General features: G+C 75.1%; 12 protein-coding genes. 5 read left to right on the forward strand and 7 right to left on the reverse strand.

Going from position 1 to position 12,825, the window contains the following annotated elements; translation table 11 throughout:
* Positions 1 to 163: 163 nt before the first annotated feature.
* The 3 genes from AB0H28_RS25155 to AB0H28_RS25165 are packed head-to-tail and all read left to right on the forward strand — an operon-like array spanning position 164 to position 4,592.
* On the forward strand, positions 164 to 2,896 hold the full coding sequence (locus AB0H28_RS25155; protein ID WP_358044856.1) for an FtsX-like permease family protein: 2,733 nt from the start codon (positions 164 to 166) through the stop codon (positions 2,894 to 2,896).
* Complete coding sequence (locus AB0H28_RS25160) at positions 2,896 to 3,882, forward strand: ABC transporter ATP-binding protein (RefSeq protein WP_358044859.1); 987 nt, start codon at positions 2,896 to 2,898, stop codon at positions 3,880 to 3,882. The genes AB0H28_RS25155 and AB0H28_RS25160 overlap by 1 nt, the downstream gene beginning before the upstream one ends.
* On the forward strand, positions 3,882 to 4,592 hold the full coding sequence (locus tag AB0H28_RS25165) for an ABC transporter ATP-binding protein (protein ID WP_358044862.1): 711 nt from the start codon (positions 3,882 to 3,884) through the stop codon (positions 4,590 to 4,592). The genes AB0H28_RS25160 and AB0H28_RS25165 overlap by 1 nt, the downstream gene beginning before the upstream one ends.
* A 620-nt stretch (positions 4,593 to 5,212) precedes the next feature.
* Here AB0H28_RS25165 and AB0H28_RS25170 read toward each other — a convergent pair.
* From AB0H28_RS25170 to AB0H28_RS25180, 3 genes are read right to left on the reverse strand one after another with little or no spacing between them, the layout of a single operon-like run.
* Positions 5,213 to 5,665, reverse strand: a complete 453-nt coding sequence (locus tag AB0H28_RS25170; RefSeq protein WP_358044865.1) for a GNAT family N-acetyltransferase — start codon at positions 5,663 to 5,665, stop codon at positions 5,213 to 5,215.
* A gap of 30 nt (positions 5,666 to 5,695) precedes the next feature.
* Complete coding sequence (locus tag AB0H28_RS25175) at positions 5,696 to 7,285, reverse strand: alpha/beta hydrolase (protein WP_358044868.1); 1,590 nt, start codon at positions 7,283 to 7,285, stop codon at positions 5,696 to 5,698.
* A 34-nt stretch (positions 7,286 to 7,319) separates the two neighbouring features.
* A complete protein-coding gene (locus tag AB0H28_RS25180) occupies positions 7,320 to 8,432 on the reverse strand; it encodes an ATP-dependent DNA ligase (protein ID WP_358044871.1) in 1,113 nt (370 codons plus the stop codon).
* A 135-nt stretch (positions 8,433 to 8,567) separates the two neighbouring features.
* Here AB0H28_RS25180 and AB0H28_RS25185 point away from each other — a divergent pair, with 135 nt between their 5' ends.
* Together AB0H28_RS25185 and AB0H28_RS25190 are read left to right on the forward strand one after the other, a co-directional pair.
* Entirely contained in the window at positions 8,568 to 8,774 is a 207-nt protein-coding gene (locus AB0H28_RS25185; RefSeq protein ID WP_358044874.1) for a hypothetical protein, read from the forward strand.
* Positions 8,775 to 8,836: 62 nt separating this feature from the next.
* The gene (locus AB0H28_RS25190; protein ID WP_358044877.1) at positions 8,837 to 9,364 is read left to right on the forward strand and encodes a DUF1990 domain-containing protein; all 528 of its coding nucleotides are present in this window, start codon (positions 8,837 to 8,839) and stop codon (positions 9,362 to 9,364) included.
* Between the two features lie 4 nt (positions 9,365 to 9,368).
* On the opposite strand, the gene AB0H28_RS25195 is transcribed toward AB0H28_RS25190, so the two are convergent.
* The 4 genes from AB0H28_RS25195 to AB0H28_RS25210 all read right to left on the reverse strand — a co-directional run bounded on the left by AB0H28_RS25195 (position 9,369) and on the right by AB0H28_RS25210 (position 12,792).
* Positions 9,369 to 10,283 (reverse strand): DNA-3-methyladenine glycosylase 2 family protein, encoded by a 915-nt coding sequence (locus AB0H28_RS25195; RefSeq protein ID WP_358044880.1) that lies wholly within the window; start codon positions 10,281 to 10,283, stop codon positions 9,369 to 9,371.
* Between the two features lie 173 nt (positions 10,284 to 10,456).
* Positions 10,457 to 11,113, reverse strand: a complete 657-nt coding sequence (locus AB0H28_RS25200) for a hypothetical protein (RefSeq protein ID WP_358044883.1) — start codon at positions 11,111 to 11,113, stop codon at positions 10,457 to 10,459.
* Positions 11,114 to 11,314: 201 nt separating this feature from the next.
* The gene (locus tag AB0H28_RS25205) at positions 11,315 to 12,094 is read right to left on the reverse strand and encodes a zf-HC2 domain-containing protein (RefSeq protein WP_358044886.1); all 780 of its coding nucleotides are present in this window, start codon (positions 12,092 to 12,094) and stop codon (positions 11,315 to 11,317) included.
* Complete coding sequence (locus AB0H28_RS25210; RefSeq protein WP_358044888.1) at positions 12,091 to 12,792, reverse strand: sigma-70 family RNA polymerase sigma factor; 702 nt, start codon at positions 12,790 to 12,792, stop codon at positions 12,091 to 12,093. Before AB0H28_RS25210 ends, AB0H28_RS25205 begins: the two co-directional genes overlap by 4 nt.
* Positions 12,793 to 12,825: the final 33 nt, after the last annotated feature.

Below are 12,825 nucleotides of genomic sequence, written 5' to 3' on the forward strand. Positions count from 1 at the left end.
CCAGCGCAGCGGAGCCCCGCAGTCGCGAACGGAAGGTGGGTCCGGTGAGCGCGAGGAGTGCAGCGCAGCGGAGCCCCGCAGTCGCGAACGGAAGGTGGGTCCGGTGAGCGCGAGGAGTGCAGCGCAGCGGAGCCCCGCAGTCGCGAACGGAAGGTCAGCACCGATGAGTCTGCCAGGGGCCGCCGGCCGGGTCCGGGCGTACGGGGGGCAGTTCCTGCTGCTGGCCGTCCTGACCGTGGTGACCGTCCTGCTGATCACCGGGGTGCCGCGGATCGCCGACCGGCTCACCGCGCAGGGGTTGCGCGAGTACGTCACGAATCAGCCGGCGGCCCTGCGTGACCTCAGGTACGACACGGCGCCGACCACGTTCTCGCCGGCCCGGCAACCGGTCGTCGCCAGCCAGGCGAGCCAGCTCGACACGATCGAGGACCGGATGCCCGGCGCCGTGCGGGAGGCGATCGGACCGCGCTGGTACGTCGCGGACACCACGCCGGGCCGGCTGCGCGGACCGACGCTGTCCAGCGGCAAGGGGCTGATCGACCTGGTTCTGCGTACCGGCGGCGGCCTGCGGGAGGCGGCCACCCTGACCGGCGGGCGGTGGCCGGACCACGGCGTCACCGCCTCCGGCGCGGTGGAGGTGGCGCTCGCCGACACCGTCGCGGCCGGCCTGGGCATCGCCCCCGGCGACCGGTTCAGCCTGTCGGTGCTGAACTCGGCCGACCCGACCGGGCAGCCACTGATGTCCCGCCCGGTCGAGTTGGTCGGGGTGTGGCGGCCGAACGACGAGCGCGACGGGGTCTGGGACGGGCTGCCGACGATGCTGCGGCTCACCCCGCCGGAGGGCGACGGCAAGCCGTACGTGGCGGTCGGTTACACCGCCGACGCCGGGGTGGACGCCGTCGCCGCGGTCGGCTGGCCGGTGAGTTTCGGCTGGCGCTACCGGATCGCCCCGGGTCGGCTCGACCCGGGCCGGCTCGACGCGTTGATCGCGGGCCTCGACGGGCTGGACCGGGTCCGCCCCGCCACCGTCCGGTTGACCCAGGGCGTCGACATCGTGTTGCGGCGCTTCGCCGACGCCCTGGCCGCCGCGCTGACGCTGCTCGCGGTCATCGCCGCCGGGCTGCTCGCCACGCTTGCCGGGCTGTCGCTGCTGGCCGCCCGGTTGGCCGCGCGTCGACGGCGGGCGGAGTTCCACCTGATCCGGGCGCGCGGTGGCTCCACCGCCGAACTGCTGCGCCGGGGCTTGGCCGAGTCGGCGCTGGTGCTGCCGGCCGCGGCCGGGGTCGGCTGGCTGCTCGGCGGCCTGCTGCCGGGCAGCGGGGCGTCGGCGTGGTGGGTGCTGCTGGCCGCGCTGCTGGTCACCGCGCTTCCGCCGCTGGCGGCGCTCGCTGTCGGCCGTGGCGTCGCCGGCCGGTCCGACCTCGGTGGCCGGTCGCCGGCCGTCCGGCTCACCGTCGAGGTGGCGGTGCTCGGGGTGGCCGTGCTCGGTGCGTTCCTGCTGCGCCGGCGCGGGCTCGCCGCCGGGTCGGTGGATCCGCTGCTGGTGTCGGTGCCGGTGCTGCTGGCGGTGGCCGCGGCGTTGTTGGCGTTGCGCGCCTATCCGTGGCCGATGCGGTTGCTCAGCCGCGTCACGGCGCGGGCGCGCGGCAGCGTCGCGTTCCTCGGCGCCGCCCGTGCCGGCCGGGCGGCCAGCACCGGGCCGCTGGTCGTGGTGGTGCTGGCCGTCGCGACCGCCGCGTTCTGCGGGGTGGTGGCCACCGGCATCGAGGTCGGGCGGGACACCGCGGCGGCCCGCGCGGTGCCCGGTGACGTCCTGGTCACCGGCGAACGCTTCGCGCCGGACACGGCCGCCGAGTTGGCCGCGCTGCCCGGGGTGCGCGCGGTGGCTCCGCTGCTGACCGTGCCGGCCGAGCGTCCGACGGCCGACCGGGCCGGCCGGCCGAGCCCGGTCCGGGAGCTGCGGGTGTTGCTTGTCGACGCCGCCCGCTTCGCCGAGGTGGCCCGCCGCGCGGGCGTACCGGTGGCGGTGCCCGACCCGTTGTTGGCCGGCGGCGACGGCAGCACCCCGCTGCCGGCGGTGGTGTCCCCGGCGGTCGCCGGGGAGCTGGCCGAGGCCGGGCTCGCCGACGCGCAGGGTCGCCGCCCGGCCTGGCTGGACGTGCAGGGCAACCGGCTGCCGGTGCGGGTCGCCGCCACCGTCGACGGGTTCGCGTTGGTGGACCGCGCCGTCACCCGGTTCGTGGTGCTGCCCTGGCCGGCGCTGCCCGCCGACGCGCTGCACCCGCTCACCCCGACCGGCTTCGTGCTGGCCGGGCCCGGCGCGGACCCGGCCGAGGTGGATCGGGTCGCGGTCGAGGGGCAGCGTCGCTCCCTGCGGATCGGCACTGTCGACACCGCGGACAAGGCGCGCGCGCCGGAGGTCACCAGCCGGGCCGAGGTCCGGGCCGAGTTGGGGGGCAGCGGTGTGAACGGGTTGCTGGTGTTCGGGTTCGCGCTCGGTGCCGGCGGCGGCGCGGTGCTGGGCCTGCTCGGGCTCGCGTTCGCGGTGCTCGCCGGGGCCCGCTCCCGCGGGCAGGTGCTGTCCCGGCTGCGCACCATGGGCCTGTCCCGCCGGCAGTGGCGCGGTCTGCTGCTGGTCGAGCTGACCCCGCTGGTGCTGGTGTCGGTGCTCACCGGCGCGGTGGTCGGCGCGCTGTTGCCGCTGCTGCTCACCCCGGTGCTCGGCCTGCCCGCGTTCACCGGTGGGGTGGCCGTGCGTCCCCGTTTCGAACCCGGTCTGGTGGCCGGGGTGTCCGCCCTGGCCCTGTTGGCCCTCGGCTTCGCGATCACCGTTGAGGCCGTGAACAACCGCCGGATGCGCCTCGGTGAGGTGCTGCGGCTCGGAGAGGAGAGCTGATGACCGCGACCGCGGAGGCCGCACCGGACCTGGCCGCCCTGCAACGACGGGCGGCCGAGCGCGCCGCCGAACGGGCCGGCGGGCGGGACCGGCTGCGTGGGCACATCGTCTGCGACGGCCTGGTGCGCATCTTCAAGACCGAGGGCGTCGAGGTGGTCGCCCTGCAGGGTCTCGACCTGGTGATCGACCGCGGTGAGCTGGTCGCGATCGTGGGCGCTTCCGGTTCGGGCAAGTCCACCCTGCTCAACATCCTGTCCGGGTTGGACACCCCGACCGCCGGGATCGCCCGGGTCGCCGAGTACGACCTGCTCGCCCTGTCGAACCGCAAGCGCCTGGCCTACCGGCGGGAGATGGTCGGGTTCATCTGGCAGCAGACCGGCCGCAACCTGCTGCCGTACCTGAGCGCGGTGGAGAACGTCGAGCTGCCGATGAAGCTGGCCGGTCGGCACGGCGGCCGGCGGGGCCGGCGGGAGCGGGCCCGTCGGCTGCTCGACCTGGTCGGGGTCGGCCACTGCGCGGACCGCCGGCCGGGCCAGATGAGCGGCGGCGAGCAGCAGCGGTGCGCGGTGGCCGTGGCGGTGGCCAACGACCCGGAGATCCTCTTCGCCGACGAGCCGACCGGTGAGCTGGACGAGGCCACAGGTTCGGAGGTCTTCGCCGCGCTGCGCACCATCAACGCCGAGTTGGGCGTGACCATCGTGGTGGTCACCCACGACCACGCCGTGGCCGGCCAGGTCCGCCGGACCGTCGCCATCCGCGACGGCCGGACCGCCTCCGAGGTACGCCGGACCGCGCGCGCCACCGCCGACGGTGGCACCGAGCTGGTCAGCGAGGAGTACGCGGTGCTCGACCGCACCGGCCGGATGCAGTTGCCGGCGCCGTTCGTGGAGGCGCTGTCCCTGCGCGACCGGGTCCGGCTCGATCTGGAACCCGACCACGTGGAGGTGCGTCCCGGCGAGCGGGCGCACGCCGAGGAGAGTGAGTGATGACCGAGCGGGCCGCGGTGCTGCCGGTGACGTCCGTGGAGGACGTGGTGCGGGTCGAGGGGGTGAGCCGCACCTTCGGCCGGGGGGAGCACGCCGTGCACGCCGTGCGGGACGTCTCGTTCACCGCCGGTCGCGGTGAGCTGGTCGCGCTCCGCGGCCGGTCCGGCGCCGGCAAGACCACGCTGCTGAACCTGGTCGGCGGCCTGGACCGGCCGGACGCCGGGCGGATCCGGGTGGCCGGGCACGACGTGACCTCGGCCGGTGAGCGGGAACTGCTGGCGCTGCGGCGGGGCACCGTCGGTTTCGTCTTCCAGACGTTCGGCCTGGTGCCGATCCTGTCCGCGGCGGAGAACGTGGGGGTGCCGCTGCGGCTGGCGAAGGTGCCGGCGGCGGAGCGGGAGCAGCGGGTGGCGGTGTTGCTGGAGCTGGTCGGGCTGGGTGCGCACGCCGCGCAGCGTCCGTACGAGCTGTCCGGCGGGCAGCAGCAGCGGGTGGCGGTGGCCCGGGCGCTGGCGAACGAGCCGGACCTGCTCATCGCCGACGAGCCGACCGGGCAGCTCGACTCCGAGACGGGTCGCTCGATCATGGACCTGTTGCGTGCCGTGGTGCACGCCCGGGGGATGACCGCCCTGGTGGCGACGCACGATCCGGCGCTGATCGAGCTGGCCGACCGGACGCTTGTCCTGCGCGACGGCCAGTTGACCGGTTGACCGGGCGTGTTCGTCGCGCGGCTGCCGGCGCCGGTGTGACCACCCCCGCGACCCGCCGAGGGGTGTCCAGCGACGACGATGCCGGCCGGTCACGGGTCCGACCGGCGAGTGAGTGCGAAGCCGACCCGCGCCCACGTCGGCGGGTGCCCGGCAGTGGGTCCTTCAGCTTCCCTTTGGAGCTGAGTCGTTGGTGATGTCATCGACCGAAGCGTCTGCCCACCGCGCCGCGGCACCAGCTCGCCGCCCGCGCCGACCAGGGCGACCGGGGCGACGGGGGTGATCGGGGCGACGGGGGCGACGGGGGTGACCGGGGGACGGGGGCGACGGGGGCGACGGGGGTGATCGGGGCGACGGGGGTGCCCGGGGGACGAGGGCGACGGGGGTGACGGGGGCGACCGGGCGTGAGTCGCTGGTGACATCAGCTCCAAAGGCACCCGCGGGCGGACATTGGCCCAGGCCGCGGGCGGGGACCGGGTCCGTTCCCGTCCAGTGGCCGTCGTGCGGTGCACCGCCGACGGGGACAGCGTGTCGGTGGGCGTCGGGCTTCCTCGGCGTTGGATGCCCCACCCGGACCGCCGGCCGGGCTGGCTCGCTCCCCGCCGGAGGGACCGGTACCCCGCCTACAGGGCCAGCTTCATGCCTTCGTGGCTGGCCACGAAGCCCAGGTCGCGGTAGAACCGGTGCGCGTCGGCGCGCCTCTTGTCGGTGGTGAGCTGCACCAACGCGCAACCCCGCTCGCGCGCCTGGTCGATCGCCCACCGCATCATCGCCCGGCCCAGCCCGCGACCACGCCGGTCGGAGCGGACCCGCACGGACTCGATCAGCGATCGCTCGGCGCCGTGCCGGCCCAGACCGGGGATGTAGGTGATCTGGAAGCAGCCGACCGTCTCCCCGCCGTCGACGGCGACGATCAGATGGTTGCGCGGGTCGGCGTCGAGGTCGGCGAACGCCCGCTCGTAGGCCGCGTCGACCTCGGGCAGGTCACGTGATCGGCCCAGCATGTCGTCGGCGAGCAGGGCGAGCACGGCGGGCAGGTCGGCCCGGACGGCCTCCCGGAAGATCACATCGGTCACGCGGGAAGCCTGGCACGGCCGCCGCGGGCATCACCGGGCGGGGCAGCGGAGCCCCTCCCGAGGGACGGTACCCGAGATCAGGTAGGCGTCGACGGCGCTTGTCACGCACGCGGTCTGCGGGTAGGCGGTGTGCCCCTCACCCTCCCAGGTGAGCACCCGGCCGACGCCCAGCATCGAGGCCAACGCGGCGGTCTGCTCGTAGGGTGTGGCCGGGTCTCCGGTGGTGCCGACCACCAGGATCGGCGGCGCGCCGGTCGCCCGCCCGGTCGGGTAGGGGTCCCGTCCGCCCGGCCACTCGACGCAACCGAGCATCCCCACCGCCAGCGCGGGACCGAACAGCGGATATTTCTGCCGCCACCGCGACTGCAACGACCGGACCTGCTCCCGGGTCGGCCGGTCGGCCTCGTCGGCGCAGTTGATCGCCAGGTTGGCGTCGAACAGGTTGGAGTAGTGCCCGTCGTCCTCGCGGCCGGCGTACGCGTCGGCGAGCCGGAACACGCCCGCCGGGTCGCCGCCCTGCAGGTCGTCGATCGCCCGGGCCAGCTCCTGCCAGCCCTGCTCGGTGTAGAGCGAGGAGATCACCGCGTAGAACACCCACCCGGCGGTGGCCTCCCGGCCGTCCGCGCCGCGCACGGGTGCAGCGTCGGCCTTGTCGATCGCGGCGGTGACCGCCCCGCGCGCGTCCGGCGCGATCGGACAGCGCCCGGCGTTCGCCGCACACCACCGGGAGAAGTTGTCGAACGCCCGTTCGAAGCCCCTGGCCTGGCTCTCCGAGCCGGCGATGAGCTGCTGCCCCGGGTCGACCGCGCCGTCGAGCACCAGCGCCCGCACCCGCTCGGGATAGAGCTGCGCGTAGGTGGCGCCGAGCAACGTGCCGTAGGAGTAGCCGAGGTAGCTCAGCTTCTCGTCGCCGACCGCCGCGCGCACCGCGTCCATGTCCCGGGCGGCCTGCTCGGTGCTGTAGAGCACGAGCTGGTCGCCGTACTTCTTGCCGCACCGCGCGCCGATGCGCCGGTTGAGGTCGACGAGGCCGTCGAAGGACGCCTGGCTCTCCGGGTCGGGTTGGTAGCCGAAGCTGGCATCCAGGTCGGCGTCGGGGATGCACTTCACCGGGCTGGACCGGGCCACCCCACGCGGGTCGAAGCCGACGATGTCGAACCGGTCGGTGATCGTCGTCGGCAGGCCGCCGAACGCCGGGCCGAAGGACAGGTAGACCGCGGTGTCCACCCCGGAGGCGCCGGGGCCGCCCGGGTTGACCACCAGCGACCCGATCCGGTCGTGCTGCCGGGTGGACCGGGCCCGGATCAGCGCGATCTCGAACGTCTCTCCGGTGCCCGGGCCGGCGGTCGCGCCGGTGGCCGCCCCGGCGCCCCAGTTGCGCGGCACGGCGATCCGGGCGCACTCGTAGCGCATGTCGGCCGCGCCCCGGCCGACCAACTCGTCGGGCACCTCAGGGCAGGACCGCCAGGTGGGCGCGGTGCCCGGCGGCGCGGCCTCGCCCTCGCTCTCGGCGCGCGGGGCGAACGCCGGCAGCGTGCAGCCGGCGGTGAGCACCACCGCCGCGACGAGCGCGGCCAGCACGGGCCGGACCCGGCGGGGCCGGTCGGGGAAGCCTGTCACGTGGGCGCCTTCCATGATCGGGTCGGCCGCCAGGCTACGGCCGGCGGCGGGCGTCGCTCACCGTCGCCGCCGGATCGCCGCGCAGCACCTCGTCGACGTCGAAGCGGACCGGACGGTCGAGCTGGCCGTAGTCGCACGAGCGGGGGTCGCGGTCGGGGCGCCAGCGCAGGAACCGGGCGGTGTGCCGCAGCCGGTCGCCCTCCATCGCGTCGTAGGCCACCTCGACCACCAACTCGGGGCGCAGCGGCTCCCACTCCAGGTTCTTGCCCCCGGTCCACCGGCTCACCCCGCCCGGGATGCGCTGGCCCCGCTCGTGATCGCCGTGCACCCACGGGTGGTCGCCCCCGGCGTCGCGGTAGGGCTCCAACTCGTCGAGCAGTTCCTTGCGGCGGGCCATGGTGAACGAGGAGCTGACGCCGATGTGGTGCAGCAACCCGTCGTCGCCGTAGAGGCCGAGCAGCAGCGAGCCGACCACCGGGCCGGACTTGTGCCAGCGGAAACCGGCCACCACCGCGTCCGCCGTGCGGGCGTGCTTGACCTTGAACATCAGCCGCTTGCCCGGCTCGTAGGGCAGGTCGGCCGGCTTGACGATGAGCCCGTCCAGGCCAGCGCCCTCGAACACCTCGAACCAGCGCCGGGCCGTCTGCGGATCGGTGGTCACCTGGGTCACGTGCACCGGCGGCCGGACCCCGGCCAGGGCCCGCTCCAGCCGCTCCCGGCGCTGCGGATAGGGCCGGTCGGTGAGCAACTCGTCGTCGAGGGCGAGCAGGTCGAACGCGACGAAGTCGGCAGGCGTGGTCTCGGCCAGCAGCTTCACCCGGGAGGCGGCCGGGTGGATCCGCTGCGCCAGCAGCTCGAAGTCGAGCCGCGGCTGCCCGCCCGGGCCGTCGCGGCGGATCACGATCAGCTCACCGTCGACCGCGCACCGGCGCGGGAGCTGGCGGCGCGCCTGCTCCACCACCTCGGGGAAATAGCGGGTCATCGACTTGCCGCCGCGGCTGGCCAGCTCGACCTCGTCGCCGTCGCGGAAGACGATGCAGCGGAAGCCGTCCCACTTCGGCTCGTAGGTCAGGCCGGGATCGGTGGGCAGCTCGGACACGCTCTTGGCCAGCATCGGCTCGACCGGCGGGTTGATCGGCAGGTCCACGGCGACCAGTCAACCAGACCCCACCGACAGCCGTGAGGCGGATCACCGCCGGCGCTGGGCGTCGTGTCCTGGGCCGGGCCGCTTCGTCACCCGCGACCGGATGGTGAAGGCGCAGGTCGGAGCTAGGTTCGCGAGGTGCCGGAGTGGAGCTGCGAGTGCTGCGGTCGCTGGCGGGTCAGCGTCGAACTGGTCCGCGGGCGGTACCGCTACCGGCTGGCGCACCGCTACCCGCCCGAGCACGGCGGCGGCGCGAACGTCATCGGCGAGGTGGGCTCCGTGGCCGAGCTGGAGCGATTGCTCCGCCGCTACGCCCCGGTCACCCTGGCCGACCTCCGCAACTGACATGCTCCAGCACCACCAACCGGTTGCCGTTCTCGTCCGGCCGGGGCGGTCGTAGGCTGGCGGTGTCCCCGCGCGAGGAGGTGGCCGACGTGGCCGAGCTGACGTACCCCGAGGTGGGCGCGACCCGCGACGGCGGCCTGCCGGCCGGCTACCACCACCTGCGCCACCGGGTCCGGCTGCCGGACGGCGGCTTCCCGGCCGCGGCGGACGCGGTGCTCGGCTGGCGGCTGCACCGCGCCGCCGGCGTGGTGATGCGCGCCGACGCCCCGCGCGCCCGCCCCGGGGTGCGGGTCACGCCGGGGCTGGGCGTCGGGCCGGCGCGGGTCTGGGGCCCGACCGAGGTGGTCTGGGCGGTCGACGAGCCGGACCGGGCTGGTTTCGGCTACGGCACGCTGCCCGGGCACCCGGAGGTCGGCGAAGAGGCGTTCCTGGTCACCCGCGGTCCCGAGGGAACCTGGTTCGAGGTCACCGCGTTCAGCCGGCCGGCGCACTGGTACGTGCGGGTCGCCGGCCCGGTCACCCAGGTCTTCCAGCGGGCGTACGCCTGGTGGCTGGGGCGGACGCTGCGCCGGCTCTGCGCCGGACGGTAACCGTTCAATAGCGGGCGAAGGAGCGGATCGGGGCGCGCGGCCCGTACTTCGGCGCCTGGATGCCGGCCGCCTCCAGCAGCACGCACACCCGCCCCCGGTGGCCGGTGAACGGCTCCAACAACGCCAGCATCCGGGCGTCGTCGCCGCGCGGCTCCCCGGCCAGCGCCCAGGCCACCGTGTTCGGCACGTGGTAGTCGCCGACGCTCACCGCGTCCGGGTCCCCGTACGCGATCCGGACCACCTCGGCGGCGGTCCACGGCCCGATCCCGGCGATCGCGGTGAGCCGGCGGGTGGCCTCGGCCGCGTCCGCGCAGCGCTCCAGCCGGTCCGCGACGGCCGCCGCGCGGCGTAGCGTGTCCGCCCGGCGCTGCTCCACCCCGAACGGGTGGAACACCCAGTACGGCGTGGCGGCCACCGCGGCCGGCTCCGGCGGCAGCAGCAGCGGTTGCAGCGGGCCCGGCGCCGGCTCGCGGAAGTGCCGCACGGTCGCCGCGTACGCCCGGTACGCCTCCTTTCCGGTGACCTTCTGCTCGAAGACGGCCCGCAGCAGTCGGGGAAAGACCTGCCCGGTGGCGGGCATCCGCAGCCCGTGGTGCGCCTGCGCCAGCCGGGCCACCAGCGGGTGCGCGGCGGCCAGCGGGGCGAATCCGCTCAGGTCGTCGCACAGCCCGGCCACGCGGTCGGCGCGGTCGACCACCCAGGCCGCGCCCGGCCCGTACCCCTCGGCGACCAGCTCGCCGGCCTCCGGGCGCAGCGCCAGCGTGGCCGGGCCGTGCGGGGTGCGGGCGGCCCACCAGAAGCTGCCGGCGGCGATCCGCGCGCACGGGTCGTACGGGCTGAAGGTCAGCGCCCGCACCGAGGCGGCGAGCCGGTAGCCGGCCGGTGGGCGCAGCGTCCGGCGGACGGCGGGCGAGGTCACCCCGTCACTCTGCCACGCGGGTGCGCCGTGACGGCGGACACCGCCGCACGCTGCGAGCGGGCGACGGAGTACGTGCCGGGAGGCGGGGCGATGCCGGTACGCCCCGCCTCCCGGGTCCACGCGGCGACCGGCCGCGCCCTCGGCGGCGGCGGCCGGTCCCGGGTCCGGTGCGGTCAGTACGAGTAGTCCGAGCCGCCACCCGAGCTGCCCGAGTCACCCGACGCGGGCGGGGCGACCGCCTTCGGGGTGCCCGTCGGCAGGCAGGTCAGGTTCTTCTTGCCGTTCGGGTCGACGACGAACCAGGTGCCGCCGACGCCCTGGCCCTTCCACTGGCCCGGCTTCTTGTCACCGATGTAGCGGTAGACCGGCCAGTCGCCGATGGTGATCTGGCGGGTGCCGTCCTGGCGGGTGACCGTGCCGACCTTGTCGTCGGAGACGCCCTGGAGCTGCGGGTTGCCGTCGGTCAGCGCCGGCGGCCAGACCTCGGCGCACTTGTCCACGCAGTTGGACTGCGCCGGGTCCGACGAGTCCTTGTCGAACCGGTACAGCACCCAGCCGTCCTGGTCGGTGACGACCTTGCCCATCCGGGGCAGCTTCTTGCCGACCAGTTCGTCGGTGAGTTTCACGTCCGACGGGGGCGCCTGGTCGGCGGCGGGCGCCTCCGGCGGAGCTGACGCCTCCGGTTCGGCGGCCGCGGTGGGCTCGGCCGCGGCGACGGCGACCGGCTCCGCCGCGCCCGTGTTCGCCCCGTTGTAGCCTGCGGGGGCGCAGGCCGTAAGTGCGACCATCGCGCTCGCGACGATGACGGTCGTCCGCATGTGGTGTGCCACGTGCCCTCCTCGTTCTTGGCAGTTCGCCGGGTAGTACGGGCGCTGGTGCTGTCAAGGTTGAAAGGAGAAGGGTGGTCTATTTCACAGTGGACCGGTTGAACCGTTCCGCCTCGCCGCGCGTGCCGCACCACGAGGGCAGAGTCCGCGCACGCCGCGACGGCGCCGGGCGGCCAGGCCGCCCGACGCCGTCGGCGCGGGAGATCAGAGACCGGCGACGGTCACCAGCGGGCTGGCCACCCCGTTGACGTCCACCGACTGCACCTGGACCTTCTCGATGTCAGCCAACGGGGCCGAGGTGGACGCGGTCAGCTCCAGCCCGACCGGGTTCTGGTTGGTGCCGTAGCCGCTGCCCGGCACCGACCAGGTGCCCACCACCTCGCTGGTGGCGTTCTTGCGCACCACCAGCAGCCGGCAGGTGCGTGGCCCCGGCAACCGGCTGAGCAGCACGGCGATCTGCGTGCCGTACTCCTTCTGCGCCAGCCACATGGTGGTCTTCACCCCGGTGCCCGGGTCGGTCGCCTCGTGCGGGTCGCCCTCGAACTCCTTGTCACCGCCGATGCCCTCGCCCGACGAGGTCGGGCCCGGCGACGGCGCCGCCGTGGGCACGCTCGGCGTCGGCGCGGCCTGCGGCACCGGCGGCGGGTCGTCGCCGAGGAAACCGGCCGCGACGCCGCTCAGACCGCCGAACACCACCACCGCCGCCGCGGTGGCCAGCAACTGCCGCACCCGGGTCCGCCGCCGGTCCCGCCGCACCGCCACAAGCGTCCGGTCCAGCAGCGCCGGATCCGTGTGGGTCTGCTCCAGCGCGGCCATCGCCTCACCGTCGATGCCGGCGAGCATCCCCACCACCGGCACCATCGTCTCCAGCTCCGCGGCACACGCCCAGCAGGTGGCCAGGTGCTCCTCGAACCGCTCGGCGTCCTGTGCGTCCAGCACGCCGAGCGCATACGCGGCGACGTCCATGTGGTCGGTCCGGCTCATTCCGTCACCCCCCTCTCCTGCAGAGCGGTGCGCAGCGCGCGCAGCGCGTAGTAGACCCGGGACTTGGCGGTGCCGAGCGGAAGACCCAGCTCCTCCGCCGCCTCGGGCACGGTCCGACCCCGGAAGTACGTGGCCACCAGGATCTCCCGGTGCGACTGACTCAGCGTACGCAGCGCGTCCGCCACCGTCATCGTGCGCAGCACCCGGTCGGTGCTGTCCGACTCGGCGAACGCGGTCAGGTCCCGGTCATACGTCTCCGCCGGGCGGGCCTGCTCACTGCGGTGCTCGTCGATGGCGATCCGCCGGGCCACCGTGACCAGCCACGGCCGCAACGAGCCCTGACCCGGGCCGCCGAGGCGGTGCGCGTTGCGCCAGGCCCGCAGCAGCGTCTCCTGCACGATGTCCTCGGCGCGCTGCCGGTCCCCACCGGTCAGCCGCATCACGAACATCAGCAACGGGCCGGCGTGCTCGGCGTAGAGCAGCCGGATCAGCTGGTCCGAGTGACTGGCCTCGGCGGAGGTCGCCTGGTGGCGTCCGGGAGCGGGTCGCGGCGGCGGCACCGCGTCATTCTGGCGATCGGCGGGACGCGCGTCGACCCCCCGGGTCGAGCGCGACGCCCGCGAGTGCGGCTGCGCCCGGGCGAACATCCACTCGGGCCTCGCCACCTCGCCGTGCCAGCCGGCCGCCACCGCATGCATGCAGACCTCCGGTGTCCAATGACATCAGCCGGC

This window comes from Micromonospora sp. NPDC050980, from assembly GCF_040653835.1.
Taxonomy (GTDB): Bacteria; Actinomycetota; Actinomycetes; order Mycobacteriales; family Micromonosporaceae; genus Micromonospora.

What these genes read in the sequence shown, in the direction of transcription:
- AB0H28_RS25205 (WP_358044886.1), bottom strand. Translation starts at nt 12,094, where the DNA reads ATGAGCCGGACCGACCACATGGACGTCGCCGCGTATGCGCTCGGCGTG.
- AB0H28_RS25160 (WP_358044859.1), top strand. Translation starts at nt 2,896, where the DNA reads ATGACCGCGACCGCGGAGGCCGCACCGGACCTGGCCGCCCTGCAACGA.
- AB0H28_RS25165 (WP_358044862.1), top strand. Translation starts at nt 3,882, where the DNA reads ATGACCGAGCGGGCCGCGGTGCTGCCGGTGACGTCCGTGGAGGACGTG.
- AB0H28_RS25155 (WP_358044856.1), top strand. Translation starts at nt 164, where the DNA reads ATGAGTCTGCCAGGGGCCGCCGGCCGGGTCCGGGCGTACGGGGGGCAG.
- AB0H28_RS25210 (WP_358044888.1), bottom strand. Translation starts at nt 12,792, where the DNA reads ATGCATGCGGTGGCGGCCGGCTGGCACGGCGAGGTGGCGAGGCCCGAG.